24 protein-coding genes are annotated in these 26,654 nt (G+C 66.4%); 13 read left to right on the top strand and 11 right to left on the bottom strand.

The genetic code is table 11. From position 1 onward, the window contains the following. Positions 1–45: 45 nt before the first annotated feature. On the top strand, positions 46–1,791 hold the full coding sequence (locus tag NO876_RS12275) for a thiamine pyrophosphate-requiring protein (protein ID WP_256421962.1): 1,746 nt from the start codon (positions 46–48) through the stop codon (positions 1,789–1,791). Positions 1,792–1,927: 136 nt separating this feature from the next. Here the strand turns inward: NO876_RS12275 and NO876_RS12270 are convergent, their stop codons facing one another. After that, positions 1,928–3,070: a pyridoxal-phosphate-dependent aminotransferase family protein gene (locus NO876_RS12270; protein WP_256421961.1), complete on the bottom strand. Its 1,143-nt coding sequence runs from the start codon at positions 3,068–3,070 to the stop codon at positions 1,928–1,930. 113 nt (positions 3,071–3,183) lie between these two features. Here NO876_RS12270 and NO876_RS12265 point away from each other — a divergent pair, with 113 nt between their 5' ends. Both NO876_RS12265 and NO876_RS12260 read left to right on the top strand, forming a co-directional pair. Next, on the top strand, positions 3,184–4,092 hold the full coding sequence (locus NO876_RS12265) for an EamA family transporter (protein WP_256421960.1): 909 nt from the start codon (positions 3,184–3,186) through the stop codon (positions 4,090–4,092). 116 nt (positions 4,093–4,208) lie between these two features. Next, entirely contained in the window at positions 4,209–7,202 is a 2,994-nt protein-coding gene (locus tag NO876_RS12260) for an FAD-binding and (Fe-S)-binding domain-containing protein (protein WP_256421959.1), read from the top strand. 408 nt (positions 7,203–7,610) lie between these two features. On the opposite strand, the gene NO876_RS12255 is transcribed toward NO876_RS12260, so the two are convergent. Then, positions 7,611–8,375, bottom strand: coding sequence for an IclR family transcriptional regulator (locus tag NO876_RS12255; protein WP_256421958.1), 765 nt, complete (start codon positions 8,373–8,375; stop codon positions 7,611–7,613). Positions 8,376–8,688: 313 nt separating this feature from the next. Between NO876_RS12255 and aceB the strand changes: the two genes are divergently transcribed. From aceB to rtcA, 6 genes are all read left to right on the top strand, one after another. Further along, positions 8,689–9,996, top strand: coding sequence for a malate synthase AceB (gene aceB / locus NO876_RS12250; protein ID WP_256421957.1), 1,308 nt, complete (start codon positions 8,689–8,691; stop codon positions 9,994–9,996). A gap of 181 nt (positions 9,997–10,177) precedes the next feature. Further along, positions 10,178–11,770, top strand: coding sequence for a GMC family oxidoreductase (locus NO876_RS12245; protein WP_256421956.1), 1,593 nt, complete (start codon positions 10,178–10,180; stop codon positions 11,768–11,770). Between the two features lie 265 nt (positions 11,771–12,035). Continuing rightward, positions 12,036–13,130, top strand: coding sequence for an amidohydrolase family protein (locus NO876_RS12240; RefSeq protein WP_256421955.1), 1,095 nt, complete (start codon positions 12,036–12,038; stop codon positions 13,128–13,130). 1 nt (position 13,131) lies between these two features. Then, the gene (locus NO876_RS12235; protein ID WP_256421954.1) at positions 13,132–14,679 is read left to right on the top strand and encodes a class I adenylate-forming enzyme family protein; all 1,548 of its coding nucleotides are present in this window, start codon (positions 13,132–13,134) and stop codon (positions 14,677–14,679) included. 392 nt (positions 14,680–15,071) lie between these two features. Then, positions 15,072–15,521 (top strand): universal stress protein, encoded by a 450-nt coding sequence (locus NO876_RS12230; RefSeq protein ID WP_256421953.1) that lies wholly within the window; start codon positions 15,072–15,074, stop codon positions 15,519–15,521. Between the two features lie 4 nt (positions 15,522–15,525). Next, positions 15,526–16,650 carry an RNA 3'-terminal phosphate cyclase gene (rtcA, locus tag NO876_RS12225; RefSeq protein WP_256421952.1) on the top strand — a complete coding sequence of 375 codons (1,125 nt, stop codon included), beginning with the start codon at positions 15,526–15,528 and terminating at the stop codon, positions 16,648–16,650. Between the two features lie 38 nt (positions 16,651–16,688). Here rtcA and NO876_RS12220 read toward each other — a convergent pair whose 3' ends face one another. Beyond that, positions 16,689–18,518 carry a ribosome biogenesis/translation initiation ATPase RLI gene (locus NO876_RS12220; RefSeq protein WP_256421951.1) on the bottom strand — a complete coding sequence of 610 codons (1,830 nt, stop codon included), beginning with the start codon at positions 18,516–18,518 and terminating at the stop codon, positions 16,689–16,691. Between the two features lie 3 nt (positions 18,519–18,521). Further along, positions 18,522–18,836 carry an EMC6-like membrane protein gene (locus tag NO876_RS12215; RefSeq protein WP_256421950.1) on the bottom strand — a complete coding sequence of 105 codons (315 nt, stop codon included), beginning with the start codon at positions 18,834–18,836 and terminating at the stop codon, positions 18,522–18,524. Positions 18,837–19,085: 249 nt separating this feature from the next. Here NO876_RS12215 and NO876_RS12210 point away from each other — a divergent pair, with 249 nt between their 5' ends. Beyond that, on the top strand, positions 19,086–19,676 hold the full coding sequence (locus NO876_RS12210; RefSeq protein ID WP_256421949.1) for a 50S ribosomal protein L15e: 591 nt from the start codon (positions 19,086–19,088) through the stop codon (positions 19,674–19,676). Positions 19,677–20,013: 337 nt separating this feature from the next. Here the strand turns inward: NO876_RS12210 and NO876_RS12205 are convergent, their stop codons facing one another. The 5 genes from NO876_RS12205 to NO876_RS12185 all read right to left on the bottom strand — a co-directional run bounded on the left by NO876_RS12205 (position 20,014) and on the right by NO876_RS12185 (position 22,501). Beyond that, a complete protein-coding gene (locus NO876_RS12205) occupies positions 20,014–20,409 on the bottom strand; it encodes a rhodanese-like domain-containing protein (protein ID WP_256421948.1) in 396 nt (131 codons plus the stop codon). A 103-nt stretch (positions 20,410–20,512) separates the two neighbouring features. Then, entirely contained in the window at positions 20,513–20,992 is a 480-nt protein-coding gene (locus NO876_RS12200) for a DUF7384 family protein (protein WP_345780758.1), read from the bottom strand. A 275-nt stretch (positions 20,993–21,267) separates the two neighbouring features. Then, positions 21,268–21,864 carry a DsrE/DsrF/DrsH-like family protein gene (locus NO876_RS12195; protein WP_256421946.1) on the bottom strand — a complete coding sequence of 199 codons (597 nt, stop codon included), beginning with the start codon at positions 21,862–21,864 and terminating at the stop codon, positions 21,268–21,270. 2 nt (positions 21,865–21,866) lie between these two features. Beyond that, complete coding sequence (locus tag NO876_RS12190; protein WP_256308357.1) at positions 21,867–22,250, bottom strand: DsrE family protein; 384 nt, start codon at positions 22,248–22,250, stop codon at positions 21,867–21,869. Between the two features lie 5 nt (positions 22,251–22,255). Further along, a complete protein-coding gene (locus NO876_RS12185; protein ID WP_256421945.1) occupies positions 22,256–22,501 on the bottom strand; it encodes a sulfurtransferase TusA family protein in 246 nt (81 codons plus the stop codon). Positions 22,502–22,793: 292 nt separating this feature from the next. Here NO876_RS12185 and NO876_RS12180 point away from each other — a divergent pair, with 292 nt between their 5' ends. The 3 genes from NO876_RS12180 to NO876_RS12170 are packed head-to-tail and all read left to right on the top strand — an operon-like array spanning position 22,794 to position 25,003. After that, positions 22,794–23,987 (top strand): MBL fold metallo-hydrolase, encoded by a 1,194-nt coding sequence (locus tag NO876_RS12180; protein ID WP_256421944.1) that lies wholly within the window; start codon positions 22,794–22,796, stop codon positions 23,985–23,987. 39 nt (positions 23,988–24,026) lie between these two features. After that, positions 24,027–24,584, top strand: a complete 558-nt coding sequence (locus NO876_RS12175) for a YeeE/YedE family protein (RefSeq protein WP_256421224.1) — start codon at positions 24,027–24,029, stop codon at positions 24,582–24,584. Continuing rightward, the gene (locus NO876_RS12170; protein ID WP_256421225.1) at positions 24,581–25,003 is read left to right on the top strand and encodes a YeeE/YedE family protein; all 423 of its coding nucleotides are present in this window, start codon (positions 24,581–24,583) and stop codon (positions 25,001–25,003) included. Before NO876_RS12175 ends, NO876_RS12170 begins: the two co-directional genes overlap by 4 nt. A gap of 358 nt (positions 25,004–25,361) precedes the next feature. Here NO876_RS12170 and NO876_RS12165 read toward each other — a convergent pair whose 3' ends face one another. Both NO876_RS12165 and NO876_RS12160 read right to left on the bottom strand, forming a co-directional pair. Then, positions 25,362–26,024, bottom strand: a complete 663-nt coding sequence (locus NO876_RS12165; protein ID WP_256421226.1) for a potassium channel family protein — start codon at positions 26,022–26,024, stop codon at positions 25,362–25,364. A gap of 106 nt (positions 26,025–26,130) precedes the next feature. Continuing rightward, positions 26,131–26,654 (bottom strand): MutS-related protein (locus tag NO876_RS12160; RefSeq protein WP_425601466.1); only part of this gene is annotated, 524 nt, incomplete at its 5' end.

Below are 26,654 nucleotides of genomic sequence, written 5' to 3'. Positions count from 1 at the left end.
CAGAGCGAATCGATATATAGTATCGTACTGAACAGTGCCGACGAGATGGACGATCACGGAGCGGAGAGCACGGGCGAGAGCGAATCGACCGCGGCGGACGTGATACTTCGATCGCTGCGCGAGTACGGCGTCGAGTACGTCTTCGGCAACTTCGGGACCGATCACACGCCGCTCCTGGAGGCGGCCGCGCGACGCCGCGAAGCGAACCCCGACGCGATTCCGGAGTTCGTGACCTGTCCCCACGAGTCGGGGGCGCTGAGCGCGGCGGACGGCTACGCGGCGGTGACCGGCCGGCCGCAGGCGGTCTTCGTCCACGTCGACGTCGGCACGCAGAACCTCGGCGCGATGGTCCACAACGCCCACCGCGGCGACGCCCCGGTGTTCATCTTTGCGGGATTGGCCCCGATCACCCACGGCGAGGAACCGGGCGCGCGCTCCAGCGGCATCCAGTACATCCAGGACGTCTACGACCAGGAGGCGATCGTCGAACAGTACTGCCGGTGGACGGGCGAGTACCGCCCGCCCGCCGACCCCGACGAGTTCGTCGCTCGGGGCCTGGAGCTCGCGTCGACCCCGCGACGGGGGCCGAGCTACCTCACGGCGACCCGCGAGGCGCTCGAAACGCCCGTCGACTCGACGCCCGGTTCGCACTCGCTCACGGACGCCGGGCCAGTCGGTGCGGACGCCGCGACGGTCGATCGGCTCGCGTCGATGGTTCGCGAGGCGGACGCCCCGCTCGTCGTCACCAGCAAACTCGGGGCGAACCGCCCCGAGGAATCGCTCGATCGGCTCCGACGCTTCGCCGAGATCGCGGGCGCGGGCGTCGTCGAACAGCGCCCGACGGCCCTGAACTTCCCCCGAACGCACGACCTCCACGTCGGGTTCGACTCGCGGGCGGCGATGGCGAAGGCGGACCTCGTCGTGCTCGCAGACGCCGACGTGCCCTGGGAACCGCCCTCTGAACGCCCGGTCGACGACAACGTGTCGATCGTGCACCTCGACGTCGATCCGGCGAAGCCGCAGTACCCGCTCTGGGACTTCGAGACCGACCTGGCGGTCCGAGCCGATCCCGGTACGACGCTCGCCGCCGTCGCCGACCGACTCGAATCCGGAGCGGGCGGGCGCGAACCCGGGTCGGACGGGGACGAGTGGGCTCCGTGGCGTGACGAACACGACCGGAGATTGACCGAGCGATCCGAGTCGCTGGCGGAGCAGTACAGCGGTGGGATCCTGTCGCCGGCCGTGCTGACGGACGCCATCGACGACCTCGTCGACGAATCGACGGTCGTGCTCAACGAGACCACGACGAACAAGCGCACGGTCTTAGAGCACTTGGATCTCGAACGGCCGGGGAGTTACCGCTCGCCGTACGGCTCCGGCCTGGGATGGGCACCCGGTGCCGCGACGGGAGTCAAACTGGCCGCGCCGGACCACACCGTGATCTCGCTCGTCGGCGACGGCTCCTACGTCTTCGGCAATCCGACGGCGTCGACGTGGACGGCGGCCGCCCACGACGCGCCGTCGCTGACGGTGGTGTACAACAACTCCCGGTGGAACGCCGTCCGGACCTCGACGCTGGATCAGCATTCCGACGGGAGCGCTGCCGCGGCGGGCGTCCCCGAGAGCCGATTCGAGCCGACCCTCGACCTCTCACACGCCGCGCACGTGGTGGACGCGCAGACCGCTGTCGTCGACTCGATAGATTCTCTCGAACCCGCACTCCGGGAGGGACTCGACGCGGTCGAACGCGGCGACCCCGCCGTGTTGGACGTTCGGGTCGAACAGGAGTAATCGAGTCACGGTCGTCCCGCGTTCTCGCCCGTCGGCCCCGTTTCGTTACGTTCTCGCCCGTCGGCCCCGTTTCGTGAGGGAGTTACGCGCCGTTACGATGTCGAGCGTCGGTAAGAAGGTACGCGTCGGTCGCGCGTTAGGCTTCGTAGCCCTGGTTCGCCAGCGCCTCTTCGAGCGCGGAGAGGACGAACTGGATGTTCGGCGTCCGCGCCGAGTAGCCCATACAGCCGATCCGGAGGATCTCGCCCTCGAGATCGCCCAGGCCGCTCGCGATCTCGAGGGCGTGTTCCTCCTGCAGTTCCGCGAGCAACTTCCCGTCGTCGACGCCGTCCGGCACCCGCACCGCGTTCAGCGACGGGAGCCAGAACTCGTCGTCGGGGTTCATCTCCAGTCCCATCTCTTCGAGGCCTTCCTTGAGTTCGGTGGCCATCTCGCGGTGGCGCTCCCAGCGCGCTTCGAGGCCTTCCTCGGCGACCAACTGGAGCGCCTCGCGCAGCGCGTAGACGTTCGTGATCGGTGCCGTGTGGTGATACGAGCGCTCCTCGCCCCAGTAGCCTTCGAGCAGCGAGAGGTCGAGGTACCACGAACGGACGTCGGTGTCGCGGCCGAGCACCTTCTCCATCGCCCGGTCGTTGAGCGTGAGCGGACTCGCGCCCGGCGGGCAGGAGAGGCACTTCTGACCGCCCGAGTAGGCGACGTCGACGTCCCACTCGTCGACGCGGAGTTCGACGCCGCCCAGCGAGGTCACGCAGTCGGCGATCACGTACGCGTCGTGTTCGTGGGCGATGCTCGTGAGTTCCGACACCTGCGGCTGCAGCACGCCCGTGCTCGTCTCGGCGTGGACGAACCCGAACACGTCTGGGTCGTGTTCGTCGAACGCCGCGGCCACGTCGTCGGGGTCGAGCGGTTCGCCCCACGGCGCGTCGACGTGGACGACGTCGCCGCCCGCTCGCTCCGCCATCGACTCCATTCGCCCGCCGAAGTAGCCGTTCGTGGGCACGAGGACGGTGTCGCCCGGTTCGACGAGGTTCCCGAACGCGGTCTCCATCGACGCCGATCCGGTTCCGGAAACCGGGATCGTCCAGCGGTTGTCGGTCTGGAACGTGTACCGGAGGAGTTCCTGGACCTCGTCCATGATCTCGATGAACGCCGGGTCGAGGTGGCCGATGAGCGGCGCGCTCATAATCCGGAGTACGCGCGGGTGGACCTCGCTCGGCCCGGGGCCCATCAGCGTCCGTTGCGGCGGGTTGAGTGGATCGGTATCCGGTGGTTGCTGCATAGGTGGCCATTCGGATCACGGGGGTAATAAAACAATATATGTCCGCCCGACGACCGACGATCCCGACGACGTTACGAAAGAGTATTGATACGCGGTCGGTAACCTGCGGGGCAATGGCCGAGGCGTCGCATCTGGTCGCTGTCGGGTTAGCCGTCGGTGCCGCCCTCGCCTCGGCGTCTTCCAACCTGTGCGTCAGGCAGGGCACCGATAGCGGCACGACCGAGGACGCCATCTTTGTCGTCTCGATCGTCAACGTCGCCGTCCTGCTGCCGGTCGTGGCGCTTCGGTACTATCCGACCTACGGACTGACACGGCTGTCGCTCGTCTCGTTCGCCGTCGCCGGCATCCTCGGGACGCTGATCGGCCGGGCGCTGAACTTCGTCAGCATCGACAAGATCGGTGCGAGTCGGACGGCGCCGATCGTCGCCTCGTGGGCGCTCATCTCGACCGTCCTCGGCGTCGTCTTCCTCGACGAGACGCTCTCTGCGGTTCACGGCGTCGGAATCGTCCTCGTCGTCGGCGGCGTCGCCGTCATCGCGTGGCTGACGAGTAACGACAACCCCGAGGACCTCCCTCGGCGCGAACTGCTCGTCGGAATCCTGGTTCCCTTCGGCGCAGCGGTCGCGATCGGCTGGGAACCGATCTTCGCGAACGTCGGCTTCGACGAGGGAACGCCGCCGCTCGTCGGCCTCGCCGTGAAGTCAGTCGCGGCCGCGCTCGGATTCGGCCTCTATCTCTGGTGGGACGACAATCTCCCCGATCGGTCGGTGCTCCGCGGGACGAACGCGCGGTGGTTCGTGCTGGCCGGCCTCCTGAACACGGCGTTTCTGCTCGGTTACTACGTCGCGCTCTCGATCGCGCCGGTCAACGTCGTGAGCCCGATCATCGTGACCAACACGCTGTTCGTCGTCGTCCTCGCGGCGCTGTTTATGCCCCAGCGATTGGAGCGCGTCACCTGGGGGCTGTTCACCGCCGCCGCGGTCGTCGTCGCGGGCGTGTTGCTCATCACCGCCTTCGGGTGACCCACGGCGCTGCGAGTGTCACGCCGCCGAGACCCGTGATCGATTCGCTGCTCGCGTGGACGCGGCGGTCGCCCCATCCCGCAGATTTACATCGCTTCATCGGCAACGCCTGACGTATGTCACAAAAGACCGTCCCGGAAGGAGAGGGAGCAGTGGCCCCTCCGTCACCGAGGGACGAGGTGGCGGAGTACGCGGCGTTGGCTTCTGACCTCCGGACGGAAGTCGACGGCGCGGTGCGATTCGACGAGTACGCCCAGATCCTCTACGCGACCGACGGCAGCATCTACCAGGCCCGTCCCGCCGGCGTCGTCGAACCGAGAGGCGTCGAGGACGTCCGGGCCGCAGTCGCCGTCGCGGCCGACCACGACGTGCCGGTCATCGCCCGGGGGACCGGATCCTCTCTCGGCGGCCAGGCGGTCGGTCCCGGCTGTCTCGTCCTCGACGTCTCGACGCATATGGACGACATCGTCGAAGTCCGACCCGACGAGAAGCGGGCGGTCGTCCAGCCCGGCGTCGTTCAGGATCACCTCGACGCGCGACTGGCCGAGGACGGCCTGAAGTTCGCCCCCGACCCGGCCTCCTCGAACCGGGCGACGATCGGCGGCGGGATCGGCAACAACTCCACGGGCGCGCACTCGGTGCGGTACGGCATCACCGACGCCTACACCGAGCGACTGAAGGTCGTGCTCGCGGACGGCAGCCTGATCGAGACGCGGGAGATCGTCCTCGACGGCCCCGAGTGGGAGGAACTCGTGGCGAGCGACACCCGCGAGGCGGAACTGCACCGCACGGTTCGACAGTTGGTCGAGGGGAACGCCGAGGAGATCGACGCCCGCTACCCCGACCTGAAGCGGAACGTCTCGGGGTACAACCTGAACAAGGCGATCTACGAGAACGACGCGGGCGAGCGCGTGATCAACCTCTCGAAGCTGTTCGTCGGGGCCGAATCGACCCTCGGCGTCGTCGTCGAGGCCGAACTCTCGCTCGTCACGAAGCCCGAGGAGACGGCGCTGGCGCTGTACTGCTTCGACGACCTGATCGACGCGCTCGAAGCCGTTCCGCGGGCCCTCGAATACGAGGTGAGCGCCGTCGAGTTGATGGACGCGGAGGTGTTCCGGCTGGCTCGCGAGTCCGAGCAGTACGCCCGCTACGAGGAGCCGATCCCGGAGGGGACGGCGGCGTCGCTGATGGTCGAGTTCGACTCCGAACTCGTCGACGACTTCGAGGCGGCGATCGCCGAGGTGAACGAGCGGTTCGTCGAATCGGGCGACGCCTTCGACGCCATCGAGGCCTACACCGAGGAGTCGCAGGCGGACCTCTGGAAGCTCCGGAAGGCGGCGATTCCGCTCCTGATGAGCCTGGAAGGCGATCCGAAGCCGTACCCGTTCATCGAGGACGCGACCGTCCCCCCCGAAGAGCTCGCCGAGTACACGCAGAAGTTCATGGACATTCTCGACGACCACGGGACCTCCGCGGCGTACTTCGCCCACGCCGGCAGCGGCACGCTGCACATCCGGCCGATCCTCTCGCTGAAGCAGGAGGAGGGCGTCGAGACGATGCACTCGATCGCCGACGACGTCACCGACATCGTCGTCGAACACCACGGCGCGTTCTCCGGCGAGCACGGCGACGGTCTCGCCCGGACGGAGTTCAACCCGAAGATGTACGGCGAGGACCTCTGGACGGCCTTTCAGGACCTCAAGACGGCGTTCGACCCCGACTGGCGGATGAACCCGGGGAAGGTCGTCTACCGCGACGACGACCCGACCGATATGCGCGAGCACCTGCGCTACGGCGCGGCGTACTCCTCGGTCGAGCCGCAGACGAAACTCGATTTCTCCGCGGAGGGCGGGTTCTCCCACCTCGTCGAACTGTGCAACGGCTGCGGGACGTGTCGCCAGCAGGACGCCGACGTGATGTGTCCGACCTACCGCGCCACCGACGACGAGCTGGCGACGACGCGGGGTCGGGCGAATATGCTGCGCGCCGCGATAAGCGGCGAGATCCCCGAAGAGCGGTTGCGGTCTGCAGACTTCCAAGAGGACGTCCTGGACCTCTGTGTCGGCTGCAAGGGCTGTAAGTCCGACTGCCCGACGGGCGTCGATATGGCGAAGCTCAAGGCCGAACTCAAACACCAGTACCACGATGAGAAGGGATCGAGCCTGCGTTCGAAGCTCTTCGGCAACATCGACACCGCGTCGAAGTGGGGGTCACGGCTCGCGCCGCTCTCGAACTGGGCGATGGAGCTTCCGGGCTCGGGCGTCGTGATGGAGAAGGTCTTCGGGATCGCCCCCGAGCGATCGCTCCCGCCGTTCGCCCAGGAGTCGCTCGTCGAGTGGTTCCGCCGACGCGATTCGACTGTCACCGAAGCCGAAGCCGATCGGAAGGTCGTCCTGTTCCCCGACACGTACACGAACTACAGCTATCCGGAGCCCGGAAAGGCGGCGGTCCGGGTCCTCGAAGCCGCCGGCGTGCACGTGCACATCCCGACCGACCTCGCCCCAAGCGGGCGGGCGGCGTACTCGGTCGGCCTCCTCGACCGCGCGGCCGACCGCGCTCGCACGAACGTCGCTGCGTTCTCCGAGTTCCTCGACGACGGCTGGGAGGTCGTCGCCGTCGAACCCAGCGACGCCGTGGTCTTCCAGGACGAGTACACGGACCTGCTGGCCACGGACGATGCGGAACGTGTCGCCCGCCACGCCTACGGCGTCTGCGAGTACCTCGACGTCCACCGCCTCGTCGAGTCGCTGCCGGTCTCCGGGGACGCTCTCGGTGAGTCGCTCGCCTACCACGGCCACTGTCACCAGCACGCGGCGGGGAAAGACCACCACGCGGTCGGCGTCCTCAGACGGACGGGTTACGACGTCGACCCGCTCGATTCCGGCTGCTGCGGGATGGCCGGCAGTTTCGGCTACGAGGCCGAACACTACGACGTCTCGAAGTCGATCGGCGAACTGCTGTTCGAGAAGATCCGCGCGAGCGAGGCCACACAGGTGGTCGCGCCCGGCGGCTCCTGTCGGAGTCAGATCGGCGACAGCGCACTCGCCTCGGCGCATCCCCCGCACCCGATCGAACTGCTCGATCGAGCGCTCGGGGACACACCCCGCTAGCGCCACTCCCGATTCCATATTATCAAACACCGGGTGTCGACCGAGATCCGACGTCCTGAACGCGTGGAACGACCGGAGACGGTTCCTAGACGGTCTGACGGAGCACCCTTGCGTCGATCCGAGCCGGTTCACCGATCTCTCGCGGCGGTCGTGCGGAACCCGTCGCTCGACGCGTCCGACACAGTCGTCACCGTGGTTGGAACCCCAGAGTGATTCCCGTGAGAGAGTTGATATTCCGCTTATCTCGGAAAATATGTGCGGATTCACCCGAAATATGACAGACGTACATCTGTTATTTAATCATCGTTCGTCCGAGAGAGTCGTAACCCGATACTCCCGGCCGCAGGGGACGTCGTCACTCCTCGGCTGTCGCGGTCACGGGATCGCGAAGACTGGGACATTCCCCACTCAGGCGTACGTGAGACGGAGTTCGATGAGATTCGCCGTGCTCTTGATCTCGTCGACGTACCCCTGTCGGTCCCCGTCTGCCGCAAGCTGACTCTTTGGGACGGAGAGGCTGATCGCGCCCTTCACGACGCCCTCGTCGGTGAGGATGGGTGCACCGACGCAGCGCAGTCCGCGCCAGTTCTCCTCGTCGTCGAACGCCCAGCCACGCTCTCGGATCTCGTCGAGTTCGTCGTAGAGTTCTGCCCCGTCGGTGATCGTGTTCTCTGTCGCCGCCGGGAGCTCCCGCTCTTCGACGATCGTCTCGACGTCCGAACGCGGTAGATTGCCCAGTATCGCCTTCCCGAGCGCCGAGTTGTGCAGTGTGAGCTGACTGCCGACGTGTGTATCGATCTCGACGGCGTCTGCTCCTTTCGCGCGGTAGAGGACGGTCCCCAAGCCCCGCTCGTGAGTCGCCAGCGTCACGAGCGCTCCGGTATCCTCGGCGAGTCGATCGAGTTTGGGTTTCGCCGCCTCGTAGAGATCGATCTCGTTCCGGAGCACGCCACCGATGTGGAGGAACTGCAGGCTCAGTCGGTACTCCTCACCGTCTTTGACCACGTACTCGTGCTCTCGGAGCGTACTCAGGTGGTTGTGGACGGTGCTCTTGTTCAGCTCCAGTTCCTCGGCTACCTCCCCGAGGCGGGCGGACCGACGTCGCTTGAGCACGTCGATTATCTCGACCGTCTTCTCGAGGGATTTGATCGGATGGTTCGCGGGGGCGGTCATCGGTTCTCTATTGCGTTCGGATTCACATCAATGTTCAGTATTGGATAATTCGTTCCCGCGTTTAATTCAGTACCCGAATATGACTCGATTTCACGGGCGCTGCTCGAGACGAACTGCGGCCTCTCGAACGCGCGTCTCCGTTCATCCGGGACGGTCGGCGTCAGTCCGTGTTTTACATTGCAGAACGTCGGAGGAGCCAGGACCGCTCGTGACCGCCGCAATCCCTCCGCTCGGTCGTCCGTTGGCAGCCACGAGAACGGCTCTCTCCGCGGTAATTTTAATACCGCCCCGACAGACGGCTAAAAACGTAACTATGAGTACAGATCGACACTACGCCCGCGAGTTCGTGCGGACGTTCTTCACGTCGCCGACGGCCGTGCAGGGCGAGGACGACTCCGCGAAGATGCTCCGGAGCGCGGCGCAGCTCCGCGGGATGCGAGCGCCGGACGTCTGGGTCCCGGACAACGAGGACGCCACCGCGCCGTCGATGCGGGAGGAGGGGATCGAGAACATCATCGAGGTCGTCGCCGAGCACGGGGCGGACTTCCCGGGAGAGATCCATCCGCGCGTCGTCTGGCACCGCGAGGACCCGGCGGCTCGCTACCAGGGTTTCCAGCAGATGCTGCGGGTCGCTCGCTCCGATACCGGCGCGATCGAGCACATCGACGGCTTCGTCATCCCCGAGGTCGGCGACGTCGACGACTGGAAGAAGGCCGACGAGTTCTTCACCATCGTCGAAGAGGAGTGCGGACTCGAAGCGGGGAGCCTCTCGATGTCCGTGATCGTCGAGTCCGGCGAGGCCGAACTCGCCCTCGGCGACCTCCGGGCGGAGATGGGCAAGCCCTCGAACAATCTCGAACGGCTCTTTCTGCTCGTCGACGGCGAGGTCGACTACACGAAGGACATGCGAGCGATGACGCCGACGGGCGAGTTGCCGCCGTGGCCCGAACTGCGGCACAACACCTCCCGCGGGGCCAGCGCGGCGGGGCTGATCGCGGTCGACGGTCCCTACGACGACATCCGCGACGTCGCGGGCTACCGCGAGCGGATGGAGGAGAACCGGGCGAAGGGGATGACCGGCATCTGGTCGCTGACGCCCGGGCAGGTCGTCGAGGCGAACGAGGCGCCGCTTCCCCCGGTGGACGGTCGGTGGCTGCTGGAGGTCGGCGACGAGGAAGTGGCGCTCGAACCGGACGGCGAAGCGCAGGTGTACGACGGCGACGAGGTGGGCCTCGACGTGGTCGGCGACGGCGAGTACGCGCTCCGCGTCGGCGGCGACGAGCGCGTCCTCGACGACGAAGAACTCGAAGCGGAACTCCTGGATATGACCGCGTACGTCCCGAGTCTGGACGACATCGTCGACTCGATGGAGGAGTTCGAGGCCGCCAAGGAGGCCGGACGCGGAGCCATCGCGATGACACAGTCGACGACGGTCGTCATCGACGGCGTCAGCGTCGAGATCAGCCGCGACCGGATGTGGGACGAGGCGACGTATCAGGCGGCACAGACGCCGATTACGCTGTTCCAGGACGTCCACGAGCACCGACCCGACCAGCACGAGGACCTCGAAGAGATGTACGGCGCCGACGTCGTCGAACGTGCGACCGCGGTCGGGAACTGATCGCGGGACCCGCCTGTCGGGAACTGATCGCGGGACCCGCCTGTCGGGAACTGATTGCGGGACCCGCCTGTCGGGAACTGATTGCGGGACCCGTCTGTCGGGACGTTCGTCTACGCTGTCGACCGATTCTCCCCGTCGGCGTACGGGGTAGATTAATTACCGTCCGGAGGTAGGCTCACCTATGCCCGGACAAACGGACTCGTACGACTACGTCGTCGCGGGTGCCGGAACCGCAGGCTGCGCCGTCTCGACTCGGTTGTCGGCCGATCCCGACCGAAGCGTCCTCGTCTTGGAGGCCGGGGAACCCGATCACGACCGATCGATTCACGTCCCCGCGGAGGTCGGAAACCTGTTCCGGAGTTCGGTCGACTGGGAGTACTACACCGAGCCACAGGAAGAGATGCACGACCGCGAACTCTACTGGCCGCGCGGGAAGACCCTCGGCGGGTCGAGTTCGATCAACGCGATGATCCACGTCCGCGGCCATCCGGGCGACTTCGACGAGTGGGCCGAGATGGGCAACGACGGCTGGAGCTACGAGGAACTGCTCCCCTACTTCAAGCGCAGCGAGAACAGCCGAGAACACAGAACGGAGTACCACGGCGTCGGCGGCCCGCTGAACGTCACCGAGTTGGAGTCGCCGTATCACCTCTCGCAGGTGTTCGTCGACGCGGGGATCGCGGCCGGACACGACCGAAACTACGACTTCAACGGGGGCGAACAGGCCGGCGTCGGCCTCTATCAGGTGACACAGAAGGACGGCGAGCGGCACAGCGCCGCCGACGCGTATCTCAAGCCGGCGCTCCTGGAGCGATCGAACCTGACGGCGCGGACCGGCGCGCAGGTCACGGAGCTCCTGTTCGACGGGGACCGCGTCGTCGGCGTGGAGTTCGACGACGGCGACGGTCGACGAACCGTCCGCGCCGAGGAGGAAGTGATCCTCTCGGCGGGCGCGATCAACACGCCGCAGTTGCTGCTGCTGTCGGGTATCGGCCCCGCCGAGCACCTCCGCTCGCACGGCATCGACGTCCGGGTGGACCTCTCCGGTGTCGGCCGCAATCTGCAGGACCACCTCCTCGTCACCGTCAACTACTCGTGTACGGGCGCGATCACCCGCGACGATACGGGGACGCTCGACGACGTCGTCGAGTACCACGTCCAGGGCTCCGGACGGCTCTCCTCGAACGGCGGCGAGGCCGGGGGGTTCCTCCGCTCGGCCCCGTCGCTCGATCGCCCCGACATCCAGTTCCACTTCGGCCCGGGGTACTTCATGCGACACGGCTTCGAGAACCCCGACGACGGGCGCGGATTCTACATCGCGGCGACGCAGGTCCGCCCGGAGAGCCGCGGTCGGATCGAACTGCACTCCGACGATCCCTTCGCCGATCCGGCGATCGACCCGCGGTACCTCACCGCCCCCGAGGACCTCGACGTCCTGATCGAGGGCGTCCGGCGCGCCCGGGAGGTGGCGCGGGCGGAACCGTTCGACGAGTACCGCGGCGAGGAGGTCTGGCCCGGCGAGGACGCCCGGAGCGACGAGGAGATCGGCGAGCACGTTCGCGAGCACGCGCAGACGATCTACCATCCCGTGGGGACGTGCAAGATGGGCGACGACGAAGCCGCCGTCGTGGACGAACGGCTCCGGGTTCGCGGCGTCTCGGGGCTCCGCGTCGTCGACGCTTCGGTGATGCCGCGGATCGTCGGCGGCAACACGAACGCGGCGACGCTCGCGATCGCGGAGAAGGCGGCGGACCTGATCGCCGAAGACGGGTAGCGGGACCTCCGGACGGCGCTCGATCGCGCAGTTCCTTCCGGCTCTTCCATTCCGATCGAAGGCCTTCGATCCGACTGTTCCGTTCGGCCCCGAGCGGTCGTCTCACGAGATCATTCACCGGGCCGGCGGGAGACCGTTTCCGCCCCGACGGAACGGATCGAAACGGAACGGATCGAAACGGAACGGATCGAAACGGAACGGATCGAAACGGAATGTCGGTCCCAACGGAATGATTATTATCATCCGATCACTCCCCTCAGACGTTATGAAACTAGGGCGATTCGTCGTCGACACGCACGTTCACGGGCAGCGACACGCGGTCCGGTTCAGCCAGAGCGACGAGGACGCCGAGTACTCCAGGCTCGGCGAACTGATGCACACGGCGACGCCGGCCGACGAGGCCGACGACGACGACGCGGTCATCGTCTACGACAACTCCGACCGACTCGTCTACGACATGGACTCCTACGGGGTCGATATGTGTCTCCTCCTTCCCGCCTTCGGGATGACGAACGAGATCAACAAACAGATCATCGACAAGCACCCCGAGAAGTTCGTCGCCTGCGCGTATCCGGTCCAGACGAAGAAGGCCGCGATGCGCGGCGAGGAGGAGTGGACGTCGGAGCGGGCGGCCGCGGAACTCGACGAGTGGCTCGCGAAGGACGGGATGGTCGGCATCGGCGAATTCATGCCCTCGGACCCGACGCTCGAAGAGCGGATGACCTGGCGCGAGCGCAAAGAGGACATCCGGCCGTTCTTCGACGTCGCGGCCAAGCACGACGTGCCGATCCGCTGGCACCCCGGCGCGGCCTCCGGCTACCAGGCGGGCGGGCTCAGAGAACAGGACAAACTCCCGGACTGGCGCGACCCGCTCAACGCGACCGACATCCTCGCTGAGTACCCCGACGTCGACCTCGTCTTCGAACACGGCGGAATCCAGGGCCACTGGCGGTACAACGTCGAACGCGCGTGTATGGTCGCCCAGCAGCACGACAACGTCTACCTCGAAGTGGGGCTGTGGTGGGACGACATCCTCAACCGCCCGATGAACGACCCCGACATCGGTCCCGACCAGCTCCTGTGGGGGACCGACTGGGGCGCGTCGATGATCGCGAAGTCGAACAACTCCGAGAGCCCGATGGACTTCCCGTCGATCCGCTGGGAGCAGTTCAGCAGCGACGGCGTCCCCGCCCACCAGCCGGACTACTGGGGGACCTCCCTGCGGATGCTCAACAAGTACGCGATGGACCACGACGTCCCGCAGGACGAACTCAACAAGATCCTCGGCGGGAACTTCTGTGACCTCTACGACATCGAGCCGCCGCACAAGCGTCTCTTCCCCGAGTTCATCGACCAGTGAGATGAACCGGATCCACAATCAACTCCCGGCGCTGAAGGACCTCTCCGCGCACAACGCGGCCAAGAGCGGCGATTCGATCGCGTTCGAGGACGCCACCGAGTCGGTCACCTGGGCGGCGTTCGAAGAGCGGAGCCGTCGCGCCGCGAACGTCTTCGGCGAGTACGTGAGCAAGGGCGATCGGATCGCGTTCTTCTCGAAGCCCTCGGTCGAACACGCGATCCTGTTCAACGGGGCTCTCAAGACCGGTGCCGTGACGACGAACCTCCACAACCGGATCGCGCCGGCCTCGTTCCGGAAGTGCCTCGACAAGACGAAGCCGAAGATCGCGGTCGTCGACAGCGAGATCTCCGACTCGTTCGCGGAGATGGTCGGGGACGAACAGCTCGATCGGCTCACGGCCGTGTTCAGCACGGGAACGCCCGACAAGGAGTTCGAGACGGCGCTCTCGGGGCGACTCGCCGACGCGGAGCCGGTCGAACCGGACGTGCTCGTCGAGGAGGACGACATCGTGACTGTCGCCTGGACGTCCGGGAGCACGGGCCACCCCAAGGGCTGGTGTCACACGAACCGGACGATGTTCCTCAAGGGGATGGAACTCGGCACGCGCTCGGGGTTCACGCGCTCGGACAAACAGCTAGTCGTCAATCGGCCCTCGTTTCTCATCTGGACGAGCTTTCTCACCCGATCGCTGCTCGGGTGTGAGAGCACGTACTATATGCCCGAGTGGGACCCCGAACGGTGGCTGGAGATCGTCGACGGGCGGGACATCACGCGGGCGGTTCTCGTGCCGACGATGTGGAACGAGATCCTCGACAGCGACCCCGAGGACTACGACCTGGCGTCGCTCCGGTCGATCAACTCCACCGGCGAGAAGCTGAGTCCCTCGACGCTGCACGACCTCCGCGACCGCATCTGTGAGAACATCACGCAGTCGTACGGCTCGACGGAGATCCACTCGACGGTCCTCTACAACAACGAGTTGACCGAGGAGCGCATCGAGAGCGTCGGCAAGCCGCAGTCGGGGACCGAAGTTCGAATCGTCGACCCGGACGGAACGATCGACGACACGCTGCCGCCGAACGAGAGCGGCGAGATCGCCGTCAAGAGCTATCAGGCACCCGCCTGGATGTGGGAAGACGAGCGGGGCGAGACCGCGTTCGAGGAGGGATGGTGGCGCTCCGGCGACAGGGGCTATCTCGACGAGGACGGCTTCCTCTACATCCAGGGCCGCATCGACTTCCAGATCAAATCGAAGGGCGTGAAGATCACGCCGGAGCCGATCGAGGAGGAACTGGAGCGACACCCCGACGTCACCAACGCCGCGGTCGTCGGCGTCGACGACGAGGAGTACGGCCAGAAGGTGACAGCCATCGTCGAGGGGAGCGAGGACCTGACCGAGGAGACGCTCGACGCGTGGATGCGAGAGAGCGAGCGCGTCGCCGACCACGAGCGCCCCCGAGAGTATCACTTCGTGCGGGCGATCGACCGCACGCCGAGCGGGAAACTCGATCGCCAGGGGACGAAAGACAGACTGGGACTCGATCGGTAGATCTGCCGTTCCGTCCCTCGGGGTCCCGTCCTCGTGCGCCTCCCGGTCGCCCGAGCAGATTCTGATCCGTTCGCCGCCCACCCGACAAACGAAATATCCAATATATTATATTATCCTAAAAATACTAGAAAATATATATTTCACCACTGTCTTGCTTATCTCGGGGGATCGTGATAAATCGAATTTTAGACCGCTCGAGTAACGATATTGACGTATTAGCACCGTTTTCGTCAACCGCAACGATATCATTCGAACGTGACAGGACAATATATGATATATTCTATCAATCTTCAAAATTTACTATTCTAGCTCGTTTACCCGCTTCCTCTCGAATCTCCGCGCAGGCTTTCGAACAAACAACTAAGCGACGTCCGCACGTATCCCAAGGGGAGATGAAGTACCTTGTCGCCGTCGACGGTTCGGAATCGAGTACCGATGCGCTCGAGTACGCGCTCGACCTCGCGACGCGTGCCGGCGGATCGCTCTTCGTCGCGTACGCCGTCGAACCGCGCGTCCTCGTCGAAGGAGGGGGCGAGGAGGCACCGACGAACGCCGAGGTCGGACAGCGGATCTACACCGAGGACATCGAGGTCGCAGAGGAACGCGGCGAGGAGGTCCTCGAAGACGCCCGCACACGGGCCGAGGAGGCCGGCGTCGCCGTCGAGACGACGCTCCTCTACGGCGATCCCGTCGACACCGTCACCGACTACGCCGAGGGCGAGGGTGTCGACGGCATCGTCGTCGGCCACCGGGGGCTCTCCGACCGGATCGAGGGGATGGTCGGCAGCGTCGCGAAGGGGCTCGTCAGTCACGCGACGGTGCCGGTGACGGTCGTCAAGTGACCGGATGCTCGACCTCGACGGCACGGACGGCGGGGGACAACTCGTTCGCACGGCGCTGACGCTCTCGGCGCTCGACGGCCGCCCGTTCCGAATGGCGAACGTCCGCGGGGACCGGCCCAACCCCGGACTGAAGCGACAGCACCTCGCCTGCGTCGACCTCCTCGCGGGCCTCGTCGACGCCGAGGTTTCCGGTGCGGAGGTCGGCTCGGAGACGCTCGAATTCCGCCCCGGCGACGGGTTCGGCGACACCCGGCGCGACGCGCTCGACGACACCTCGCCTGATCCGACGGACCTCGAAATCGATGTCGGGACCGCCGGTAGCGTCACGCTCGTCGCCGACACGGTGCTCCCGCTGGCCGCCCGGTTGGACGCGCCCGTCGACGCTCGGCTCGTCGGCGGGACGGACGTGAAGTGGTCGCCGCCCGCGGACTACCTCCGCCACGTCAAGCTCCCGCTGCTCGAAGCTTGCGGACTGGACGCGACCGTCGACGTCGGGCGGCGCGGGTTCTACCCCGCCGGCGGCGGCGAACTCTCCGTTTCGGTCCGGCCGTCGACGCTCTCGCCCGTCGAATTCGCCCAGGGGTCGGCCGAAGCACCCAGAGACACCGTCTACGCCGTCGCCTCCGAGTCGCTCGAAGACGCCGACGTCGCCGATCGGATCGCCGAGACGGCGGTCGATGAACTGAGAGACCGGGGCATCGACCGCGACGCGTCGGCGACGGCGACCTACGTCGAGTCCGAGTCGCCCGGTGCGGTCGTCACCATCGTCGCGGAGCCCGCGGCTGTCGGGGGAACGGAACGGACTCGATCGAGGGACGAACCGCGTCCCCGGCCCCGCGCGGGCTTCGCCGCCTACGGGGAGCGCGGCGTCCCGTCCGAGGACGTCGCGGCCGACGCCGTCGACGCGCTGGAACGGTGGCACGGGGGGGACGCGCCGGTCGACGCCCACCTCGGCGACCAACTCGTCGTGTGGCTCGCGCTCGCCGGCGGCGGCGTTCGGATCCCCCGCGTCACCGACCACGTCCGAACGAACGTCGCTCTCGTCCGGGCGTTCGGCTACGAGGTGTCGATCGACGACGGGCCTGACGGGTCCGAAGCGACCCTGTCGGCACCGACGCCGTCGTCCTGAATTCGGGGTTATCGCGCAGAAACGGCCAGGACCGCCGCTTAGGGCGCGTAGTAGTACTCGCCCTGCTTCTTCTGCTTGCGGTCGAGTTGGGACTCCGGCTTGTTGATACGGGGTCGCCGGGTCCGCTCGTCGCGGCGGAACGTGATGTCGAGATCCGAGAGGAAGTCGTTCATCCCCGCGCGCATCTCCTGCGGCGTCGCGGCGTGACCGTACTCGGAGGGCTCGCCGTCGAACACCATCAGGCGATCCGCCAGCAGGTCGATCATGTAGATGTCGTGGTCGATCACGAGCACCGTCTCGTCGTGGTTCTCCGCGTATCTGCGGATCGCCGTCGTCGCCCGCACCCGCTGTTCGACGTCGAGGTGCGCCGACGGTTCGTCCATCACGTAGAGATCGGCGTCTTCGGAGAGACACGCCGCGATGGCGACGCGCTGGCGCTCCCCGCCCGAGAGGTCGTCGAGGTTGCGCTCCATGATGCGCTCCAGCTGCAGCGGGTTCGCGACCTCCGTCTTCCAGTAGGAGGTGCCGAAGTCGTCCGTGATCGAGGAGAGGAACGCGTCCACGCGCATCGGCTGGTCGATCTCGATGTACTGGGGCTTATACGAGATGTCGAGTCGGAAGTCGAGTTCGCCCTCGTCGGGTTCGAGCGCGCCCGTGAACAGTTTCGCGAGGGTGGACTTCCCGATCCCGTTGGGCCCGACGACGCCCAGGACCTCCGACTCGTAGATCGTCCCGCTCTCGACGTCCAAGGAGAACTCGCCCTCGCCGTAGGACTTCGAGATCTCCGGGTACTCGATCAGCGGCGTCGCCTTCGAGGTCTCCCGCGGGGCGTGCTCGTGGAACTCGATCTCGTCGGGGCGGATCCGCATGTTCTCGTTGGAGAGATACCCCGTGAGGTACTCGTTGATGCCGTTTCTGACCGACTTGGGATCGGTGATCACACCGAACGCGCCGGGTTCACCGTAGGCGACGTGCAGCGAATCGGCCAGGAGATCCAGGATGGCCAGGTCGTGTTCGACCGCGAGCACCGCCCGGTCTTCCTCTTCCGCGAGTTCTCGGATCAGTCGCGCCGCCGTGACGCGCTGGCCGATGTCGAGGTAGGGCGAGATCTCGTCGAGGAAGTAGAAGTCGCGATCGCGGGCGAGCGTGGCCGCGAGCGCGACCCGCTGGAGTTCGCCGCCAGAGAGGGTGTCGAGGGGCTGATCGACGACCGGACGGATGCCCAACCGGTCGATGTAGTCGTCGAGCGCGCCGCGTTCGTCGGTCGATTCGAGCAGTTCGATCGTCGTGCCGTCGAACTGCTTCGGGAGCTGATCGACGTACTGCGGCTTGCGCGCGATGGTGACGTCGCCCGCCTGGACCCGCTGGATGTACGTTTGTAACTCGGTCCCGCGGAAGCGGTCGAGGACGGTCTCCCAGGAGGGCTCCTCGTCGTACGTGCCGAGGTTCGGCGTGATCTCGCCGGCCAGCGCTCGGACCGCGGTGGTCTTCCCGATCCCGTTGGGACCGAGAATCCCAGTCACGCTCCCGGACTCCGGAACCGGGAGCCCGTAGAGCGCGAAGGCGTTCTCGCCGTAGCGGTGGACCGGGTCGTCCTCCAGCTCCGTCGGGAGGTTGATGATCTCGATGGCGTCGAAGGGGCACTTCTCGACGCAGATGCCGCAGGTCTCGCCGAGGCAGACCTCCTCGGAGATCCGGATCTGATCGGGGCCGCCGTCGAAGGGCTCGTCCTCCTCGTAGTACTCCCCGCGGGTGACGATGCACTCCTTCCCGGTTCGGTTCGGCGGACAGTAGCTCGCGCACTCGTAACTGCAGCGGTCGGGCTGACACCGATCCAGGTCCACGACCGCGATGCTGTCGTCAGCCATCGGTTACAGCGCGACCCCTTCGGTCAAGAGCACGCCGAACGTGATGAACCACAGCGTGAACGTCATGAACGCCACGTAGAGGTAGTCTTTCGCGCCGAACTCGGAGATGTCGATCCCGACGACGCGAAGGATCGGGAACTGGGCAAGCACGAACCCCGCGACGTAGAGCAGCGACTGCTGGCTCGCCGCCGCGGCGACGCTGGTCCCGACGAACCTGGCCGACACCAGCGCGGCGACGACGCCGGCGAGGCAGGCGAGCGTGGTGACCGTGACCCCCCGGAGGTGATCGGAGAGTCCGCTCTGCGTTTCCGTAGCCATACGTACGCTTCCGATACCCGGCGTCAAAAGCCGTTCGTTCCCGCGCTGCCTCGGGGACCTCCTGCGGGGCCGGCCGGAAAACCTCTCAGCGCCCGCCGCGGTCGACATTCGAAGTCGTTAAGAACGCCACGAGGAAAGTGCAGGCAACTCGCTGGTCGAACGGGACGCCAGCGGGCACCCGAGGAATCGGGACGAAATGTGGGTCGGCGTCGAACGCCGCCCGAATCGCAAGCGCCCGTGGTGAAACCAATGGCACGAAGCTTCTACTCTCACATCAAGGAAGCGTGGAAACAGCCCGGCGACGGCAAGCTCGCCGAGCTGCAGTGGCAGCGAAAACAGGAGTGGCGCGAGCAGGGCGCCATCGTCCGCGTCGATCGACCGACGCGCCTCGACAAGGCCCGCGAACTCGGCTACAAGGCCAAGCAGGGCATCGTCGTGGTGCGCGTGGCCGTCCGCAAGGGCAACGCCCGCAAGCAGCGGTTCAAGGCGGGCCGCCGCAGCAAGCGCCAGGGCGTCAACCGGATCGGTCGCCGCAAGAGCATCCAGCGCATCGCCGAGGAGCGCGCCGCGCGGAAACATCCGAACCTCCGGACGCTCGCCTCCTACTGGGTCGGCGAAGACGGCTCCCAGAAGTGGCACGAAGTGATCCTCGTCGATCCCGAGCACGGCGCGATCCAGAGTGACGACGACCTCAACTGGATCTGCAGCGACGACCACAAGGGGCGCGCCTTCCGCGGCCTGACCAACGCCGGACGCTCCAACCGCGGCCTCCAGAACCGCGGGAAAGGCTCCGAGCACACCCGTCCGAGCATCTCCTCGGACCGACGTCGCGGCAAGTAATCGGAGCTCCCCGACGAACCCCTGCGGATCACGTTCTCACGTTTTTTTCGACCCCGTAGCGACGGTTTCGGCGAAACCGCTCGACTGTCCGTATGACTGTTTGCGTCGGTTCAAGAACGCGGGAACGACCCTCACGCTTTTTTACTATCGATCGACGACCGCGAGAGTATGGCAGCAGAAGCCGAAACCGAGTGTCCGAAGTGCCGCTCCACAGACATCGAATCCGAGGCCGACGGGCCGAACGTGTGCCAGAACTGCGGGCTCAGGTGGCAGGGCTGAGGTCGATCGCCGGAGCGGCCGGATTTCCCCGAGGGCCGATCGCACCGCCAGCGACCGCTCAGAACGGCGCGTCCGTGCTTCCGGACGCGGCCTCGTCGCCGACGCCGCTCGGTCCCTCGGACGGGCCCCGGCCGTCGCTCTCGCGTCCGTCGTCGACGGGGCCGTCCCAGGCGTCGAACCCGCCGCGGAGGCTCGACACGTCGGCGTCGAGGCGCTCCGAGAGAACCGCCGCCACGCGCTTCGAGCTCTTTCCGACGTAGCAGGAGACGACGACCTCCTCGGCCGCTGCCCAGGGCGCGTCGAGCGCCGCCGGCGACAGTCGGTTCGGCGGCACGTTCACCGCGCCGTCGACGTGTCCGGCCGCGTACGACGAGGAGTCCCGGATATCGACGACCGCGACCTCCTCGTCGTCGAGACGGGATTCCAGTTCCTCCGGCGCCGTTTCGGTCACCATAGACGTGCCTTCGTCGCGTCGTGGAAACGACCTTCGATCCGCGTCCGGGCCAGCGGGGGCTTCCGCCCTGCCCGACGCGAGCGAGATTCGTCGGGCAGGAGTCTCACTCGCGCGGGTCCCGATCGGGCCCCGGATACTCCCCGCCCTCGACCTCTCGGTACAGGCTCTCGGCGTCGAAGAGCGTCGCGAACGCGCGCGGGTGGCGGGCGCTCACGGAGAGTCGGCTGCCGAGGGTCGCTCCCGCTTCCGCCGAGAGCAGGCGGTCGTCGTAGGAGAGAATGTGCATCGCGCCGCCGCGGTAGGCGGTCGCGAGCGCCGGGTGATCGCCCGCCGGGTGGGCGACGGACTCACACCACGCCGAGAGGCGCTCGCGCCACGCGCCCGCGAGGTCCGCGTCGGCGATCTCGGCGACGACGGCCTCGGCGTCGTCGACGAGGGGATCGCTCGCGACGAGCGCCGTCCAGGTGTGTTCTCGCAGGTGATCGAGCGCGCGTCTCGCGTCGCCGTCGACGAACAGGTCCGCGGCGAGGACGTCGGCGTCGGCGACGACCCGCGCGGGACTGGACTCGGCGGGCGGTGTCACCCCCTCATCCGCTGCGTCCGTCTCGCCGCTCGTCCCCGCCGTCGACTCCACTCCGTCTCCGTCGCGCTCGGCGGACGCTCTGACCGCGTCGAGCGTTTCGCGGACTTCGGTCTCGTCGACGTCGTACTCGGCCGCCCGCTCGAAGAGCGCGCTCCACGACTGCATACCTCAGTGTGGGCCACCGCACCCAAGAAGCCTGCCGGTTCGGCAGCTCCGGTCTGCCCGTCGTCTGCGTCTATCGGAGCGAAAAGTGCCGCTGCGTTATCGGCTCCGACTCAAACGAGAAGCTGGATGTCGGCGTCGGCCATGTCCTGAATGGCCGTCGCGGCACCGACGCCGGTGGTGACGCCGTCGTAGAAGTCGTCCTCGTCGTAGTCCATCAGTTCGATCGTCATCTGGCAGGCCTGGAACTCGACGCCCATGTCCAGGGACGTCTCGATGAGTTCCTCGATGGTCGCGGTGTCGTTGTCGTCGATCCGCTTTTCCATCATCGAGGTCGTCACGCGATCCATTCCGGGGAGCGCGCCCACCACGTTCGGGACGGGCATATTGGGGTTGCCGACGGAACTGAGTTTGAGGTTCTTCGAGCGCTCCTCGTGGAGGATGTCGAGCCCCCAGAACGTGTGGAACACCGTCACCTCGTAGCCGAACGCGGCGGCCGTGCTGGCGAGGATGAGCGGGGGGTACGCCATGTCGAGGGTCCCCTTCGTCGCGACGATGGACATCTTCTTGGTCCCCTCGTCGGCAGCGACTTCCGAGAGCTGGGATTCGAGTTCCTCGACGCGCGCGGCGAGTTCGGCTCGCGAGGGGGCCTCCTCGGCGTCACCGCCGGGCGCGTCGCCGGTCGTCGAGTCGGGTGTGTCCGTGCTCATCGTTAGAAGCTGAACACCTGATCCGCGTCCTCGACGGCCTCGAGGAACGTCGCCGCACCCGCGAACTTCGTGGTGAGCGAGTCGTCGATGGCCTCCTGGTCCCACGCGAGCATATCGAGCGTCGTCGTGCAGGCGACCGTCGTGACGAGGTCGCCGCCGTCGGCGACGAAAGCGTCGAGCAGGTCGTAGGGGTTCGGCATTCCCTCGTCGAGGAGCTCTTGGATCTCCGAGACGTCCTTTTCGCCCTCCAGCAGGTGCGTCAGCCCGTCGAACGTGAAGTACACGAGCACCTCGGTGTCGGAGGCGAGGGCGGTGTGTCCGAGGTTCATCGCCATCGCGAGGCTCTTCGGACTGTCGCTGTCGACGATGATTCCGATCTTGTCCATCGTGGTCACTCCGTCTTGCGCACGTAGTGTTTGTACACCTCGTCGCCTTCCACCTGGTCGAGCATCTCGACGCCGTCTGTGCCGGTCGCCCAGCCGTCGAGGTCGCTCATACTGCCGGGGTCGGTCGCCAGTACCTCGAGAACCTCTCCCTCTGAGAGGTCGTCGATGGCGGACTTCGTCTTGACAACCGGCATCGGGCACGATGCGCCTTTCACGTCGAGCGTCTCCGCAATGTCGAATTCTACACTCATGGGATATCTGCTCCGTGTTTCGTATTGGAGCTAACGCACAATATTGGCTCGGTGACTAAAAGAATGTCGATTCTTGTGGAGACAGCGAACAACCAGTGTGGGCTGCCTTCGATCGAAGCGCACGCGAGCACGGACGAGAATCTATTACCCCCACAGAGATGTGCCCGTATTGGTGTCCAAATCCGTTTAGCTACGATTTCGAGGGTCTTCCCGTGTCAATTTATATTGTGCGATTACTGAACTACTATGCAAATATTTTTGTGCGGGCACCCAGTAGGATTGGGTGTACAACATGAACCCGGAAGACTTGCCGACGCCCGAGGCGGAGGTCGACTCCGTCTCCCCCGAAGCGCTGAAGGACCGCATCGACGCCGGCGAGGACGTCACACTCCTCGACACCCGAATGCAGTCCGACTACGAGGAGTGGCACATCGACGACGACACCGTCACCACCATCAACCTCCCGTACTTCCACTTCCTGGAAGACGACATCGACGACGACGTCCTCGAACAGGTCCCCGAGGACCGCGAGATCACGGTTCTGTGCGCGAAGGGCGGCGCCAGCGAGTTCGTCGCCGGCGCGCTCAAGGCCCGCGGCTACGACGTCAATCACCTCGAAGACGGTATGAACGGCTGGGCCGAGATCTACGAGCGCGTCGAAGTCACGAACTACGACGGCGCTGGAGACCTCTACCAGTACCAGCGGCCCTCCTCGGGCTGTCTCGGCTACCTGCTGGTCGACGGCGGCGAGGCCGCCGTCGTCGACCCCCTGCGCGCGTTCACCGACCGCTACCTCGAGGACGCCTCCGAACTCGATGCCGAGCTCACCTACGCGTTCGACACCCACATCCACGCCGACCACATCTCCGGCGTTCGCGACCTCGACGCGGAAGGCGTCGAGGGCGTCATCCCCGCCGCGGCGGTCGACCGCGGCGTCACCTACGCCGACGAGGTGACGACGGCCGAGGACGGCGACACGTTCAGTGTCGGAGAAGCGACGGTCGAGACCGTGGCCACGCCGGGGCACACGACGGGCATGACGTCGTACCTACTCGACGAGAGCCTGCTGGCGACGGGCGACGGGTTGTTCATCGAGAGCGTCGCCCGCCCGGACCTCGAAGAGGGCGACGAGGGCGCGCCCGACGCCGCGCGACTGCTCTACGAGTCCCTCCAAGAGCGCGTGCTCTCCCTGCCCGACGACACGCTCGTCGGCGGCGCGCACTTCAGTGATGCCGCGGAACCAGCGGAAGACGGCACGTACACGGCCCCGATCGGCGACCTGAAAGCGGAGATGGACGCGCTGACGATGGAGGAATCGGAGTTCGTGGAGGTGATCCTCTCGGATATGCCGCCGCGGCCGGCGAACTACGAGGAGATCATCGCGACGAACCTCGGACAGAACGCCGTCGACGACGAGGAGGCGTTCACCCTGGAACTCGGCCCGAACAACTGCGCGGCCAGCCAGGAATCTCTCGCCGGAGACTGAGGCGAACGACTCTAAAATACACGACCCAATAACACACGAATGGTAACAGATCCACTTCCGCTGCAGATATTCGCCGAACTGTTCCCGAACGGGATCAGTCGCTACGCCGTCGGGGGGCTCCTCGTCGGTCTCGGCGTGATCGTTATTTACATCGGCACAGGCATCCCGGCCGGAGCGAGTACGTTCCTCGAGTCGACGCTGTCGTACGTTTCCGACCAGTCGCGGTTCCAGAAGTACGTCTCCTCGCGGGACTGGCGAGTCGTCTTCACGCTCGGCATCGTCCTCGGCGGTCTGGCGTTCGCTGCGACGGTACAGTCCGGCGTTGTCACGACGTCGCTCTACGAACCCGGAACGACGGGCGAACTGTACGAGGTCGCCGGCGTTACGCTCTGGACGACCGCCGTCCAGCCCTGGCGGCTGTTCTTCGGCGGCATCCTTGTCGGGATCGGAACCCGGATCGGTAAGGGATGTACCTCCGGCCACGGCGTCTGCGGCGTCGGCTCGGCGTCGAAGACCTCGCTCGTCGGCGTGGCGACGTTCCTACTCGTCGCTATCGTGACCGCGCAGGTCGTCGCCGCGCTGGGGGTGAGCCCATGAGCGAGGACCGCCATCCCCTGTTCATCCCGCTGATCCTCGTCGGCGGCGTGATCTTCGGGTTCGGACTGGGATTCAGTCATATGGCGCGGCCGGAGGTCGTGCTGGACTTCCTTCAGTTCGAAGACCTCGGACTGCCGTTCGTCATGTTCGGCGCGGCGATCGTCTCCGGGATCGCCTTCGCGGTACTGCCGCGGATCCGGGATCGTGCACCGCTGACCGGAAGCCGGTACGAACGCCGGCTGAAACCGTTCGATAGGAACGTCCTGATCGGCGGCGCGATCTTCGGCGTCGGCTGGGGGCTGTCGGGGATCTGTCCCGGCGCGGCCTACGCCAGCCTCGGTATCGGTAACGTCACCATCCTGTGGGCGCTCGCCGGGATGTTCGTCGGCGCGTACCTGCAGGGGTACTGGCGGAGTTGATCCCTTTTCGCTCCCGAGTCGTGCGGGGGCTGACACGGACGCAGTCTGCCGGTCGTCTGACGCGGTTTTAAGTGTGACACGGAAGAGCAAACGATCGGGCGCGCACTCCCAGGGACGGTCATTCCGTCCCGCTGCCGAGGGCTGTCGTACCCTCTCTCGGCGGTCGCTTCCCCATTCGACGCGACCGCCGGTGAGGGACCACAACAGCCTTTGACGGCCTCAGTTCCCATCCTCCCACCGCGCGCCCAACACGCGGACGTTGCACCCCGGTTCGACGGCGCGTCGTCGTCCCCCGCGACGACGCATCGGACGATTTCCGTTCGCTCTCGTAATCCCTCGATCGTATTGCGCTCCCCGACTACTCGCCGAGGAGCGTCGAACGCGCCCGTTCGAGTCCGTCGTCCTCGTCGTCGACCACCAGCGCGAGCTGGTCGCCGGCCTCGACGATCGTCCCGGGCAGGGGGATCGTCATCGCCTCGCGCTTTCGACCGTGGGCGTAGACCCGGCCGAAATCGTCGAGGTCGATGTCGTTGACCTTCCGTCCGATCACCGGTGCGCCCTCCGGAATCGTCACCGTCGTGAGCCGTAGCTGTTCGGTCAGCTCGCCGAGCGCGTTGAAACTCCCCCCGAGCAGCGCCGTCTTCGCCCCCGCCGCGCCGAGCCGCTCGGGGTAGATGACCTCGTCGACGTCCTCCTCGTAGCGGTCGTAGATCTCCTCTCGGAAGTCCTCGCTGATCCGCATCGCCACCCGACAGCCGAAGTCCTTGCCGATCATACAGGCAGCGAAATTTATGTTGGGATCACCGGTGAGTCCGCCGAGCGCGACGGCGTTCTCGACGCCCGCGCGCTTCAGGACCGACTCGTTGCTCCCGTCTCCTTCGACGACCTCGAAGCCGGCCTCGCGGGCGCGGTCGGCCCTGTCGGGGTCGTTGTCGACGACAACGACCGGGTACCCCTCTTCGTGGAGAATCCGGGCAGTCCGCCTGCCGACTCGTCCGTACCCGACGATGATGAACGACATATGCCAACGTAACACACTCCGGGTACAAAAGCGTAGACCCGTTGATTCGGGTGCGGCGGGCTGGTCGGGTGCTGGAACACCCGCCCGTCGAGTACATCGATCGCGGCTACTCGTCCAGTCGCTCCTGCCACTTCTGGACGGTCGCCATCAGTTCGATCGGCGAGGTCTCGTTCAGGTCCAGGTCGTCGAGTTGGGTTGCGATGTCCTCCAGTTCCGGCCGATGCTCGGTCGCCGCGGACTCGTCACCGGACGCCGTGCCCGTCGCCGACGCGCCCTCCGCTCGACCGCCGTCGGCCGCGCTCGCTTCGGCGGCCGCGCCGGTGCCGTCTCTCGTCTCCCCGCCGCCGGCGAACTCCCCCGCTGAGAGGTCGAACACGGCCTGCGTGGGTTCACTGCTGCCCGTTCCGCCGCCGCTCCCGCGAGCTTCGATCGCCTCGTCGGCGCGGAGGCGCGCGAGCACCTCGTCGGCGCGGGAGACGACCGGGTCGGGAACGCCCGCCAACTCCGCGACGTGGACGCCGTAGGAGCGGTCCGTCGGTCCGTCCTCGATCGTCCGGAGGAACGTCACGCTCTCCCCGCTGTCATCGACTGAGACGTGGACGTTCACGACGCGCTCTAAATGCTCCGCCA

The sequence above is a fragment of the Halobellus rarus genome, from assembly GCF_024494595.1.
GTDB classification, from domain to species: domain Archaea; phylum Halobacteriota; class Halobacteria; order Halobacteriales; family Haloferacaceae; genus Haloquadratum; species Haloquadratum rarum.
The sequence above is the reverse complement of the archived record's forward strand: the minus strand, read 5'-3'. Positions and strand labels throughout refer to the sequence as shown.

Coding starts and splice junctions, on each gene's coding strand:
- NO876_RS12190 (WP_256308357.1), bottom strand. CDS start 22,250: ATGGACAAGATCGGAATCATCGTCGACAGCGACAGTCCGAAGAGCCTC.
- NO876_RS12255 (WP_256421958.1), bottom strand. CDS start 8,375: ATGACCGCCCCCGCGAACCATCCGATCAAATCCCTCGAGAAGACGGTC.
- NO876_RS12270 (WP_256421961.1), bottom strand. CDS start 3,070: ATGCAGCAACCACCGGATACCGATCCACTCAACCCGCCGCAACGGACG.
- NO876_RS12265 (WP_256421960.1), top strand. CDS start 3,184: ATGGCCGAGGCGTCGCATCTGGTCGCTGTCGGGTTAGCCGTCGGTGCC.
- NO876_RS12215 (WP_256421950.1), bottom strand. CDS start 18,836: ATGGCTACGGAAACGCAGAGCGGACTCTCCGATCACCTCCGGGGGGTC.
- NO876_RS12185 (WP_256421945.1), bottom strand. CDS start 22,501: ATGAGTGTAGAATTCGACATTGCGGAGACGCTCGACGTGAAAGGCGCA.
- NO876_RS12205 (WP_256421948.1), bottom strand. CDS start 20,409: ATGGTGACCGAAACGGCGCCGGAGGAACTGGAATCCCGTCTCGACGAC.
- NO876_RS12195 (WP_256421946.1), bottom strand. CDS start 21,864: ATGAGCACGGACACACCCGACTCGACGACCGGCGACGCGCCCGGCGGT.
- aceB (WP_256421957.1), top strand. CDS start 8,689: ATGAGTACAGATCGACACTACGCCCGCGAGTTCGTGCGGACGTTCTTC.
- NO876_RS12175 (WP_256421224.1), top strand. CDS start 24,027: ATGGTAACAGATCCACTTCCGCTGCAGATATTCGCCGAACTGTTCCCG.
- NO876_RS12240 (WP_256421955.1), top strand. CDS start 12,036: ATGAAACTAGGGCGATTCGTCGTCGACACGCACGTTCACGGGCAGCGA.
- NO876_RS12210 (WP_256421949.1), top strand. CDS start 19,086: ATGGCACGAAGCTTCTACTCTCACATCAAGGAAGCGTGGAAACAGCCC.
- NO876_RS12165 (WP_256421226.1), bottom strand. CDS start 26,024: ATGTCGTTCATCATCGTCGGGTACGGACGAGTCGGCAGGCGGACTGCC.
- NO876_RS12245 (WP_256421956.1), top strand. CDS start 10,178: ATGCCCGGACAAACGGACTCGTACGACTACGTCGTCGCGGGTGCCGGA.
- NO876_RS12220 (WP_256421951.1), bottom strand. CDS start 18,518: ATGGCTGACGACAGCATCGCGGTCGTGGACCTGGATCGGTGTCAGCCC.
- NO876_RS12235 (WP_256421954.1), top strand. CDS start 13,132: ATGAACCGGATCCACAATCAACTCCCGGCGCTGAAGGACCTCTCCGCG.
- NO876_RS12180 (WP_256421944.1), top strand. CDS start 22,794: ATGAACCCGGAAGACTTGCCGACGCCCGAGGCGGAGGTCGACTCCGTC.
- NO876_RS12170 (WP_256421225.1), top strand. CDS start 24,581: ATGAGCGAGGACCGCCATCCCCTGTTCATCCCGCTGATCCTCGTCGGC.
- rtcA (WP_256421952.1), top strand. CDS start 15,526: ATGCTCGACCTCGACGGCACGGACGGCGGGGGACAACTCGTTCGCACG.
- NO876_RS12230 (WP_256421953.1), top strand. CDS start 15,072: ATGAAGTACCTTGTCGCCGTCGACGGTTCGGAATCGAGTACCGATGCG.
- NO876_RS12260 (WP_256421959.1), top strand. CDS start 4,209: ATGTCACAAAAGACCGTCCCGGAAGGAGAGGGAGCAGTGGCCCCTCCG.
- NO876_RS12275 (WP_256421962.1), top strand. CDS start 46: ATGGACGATCACGGAGCGGAGAGCACGGGCGAGAGCGAATCGACCGCG.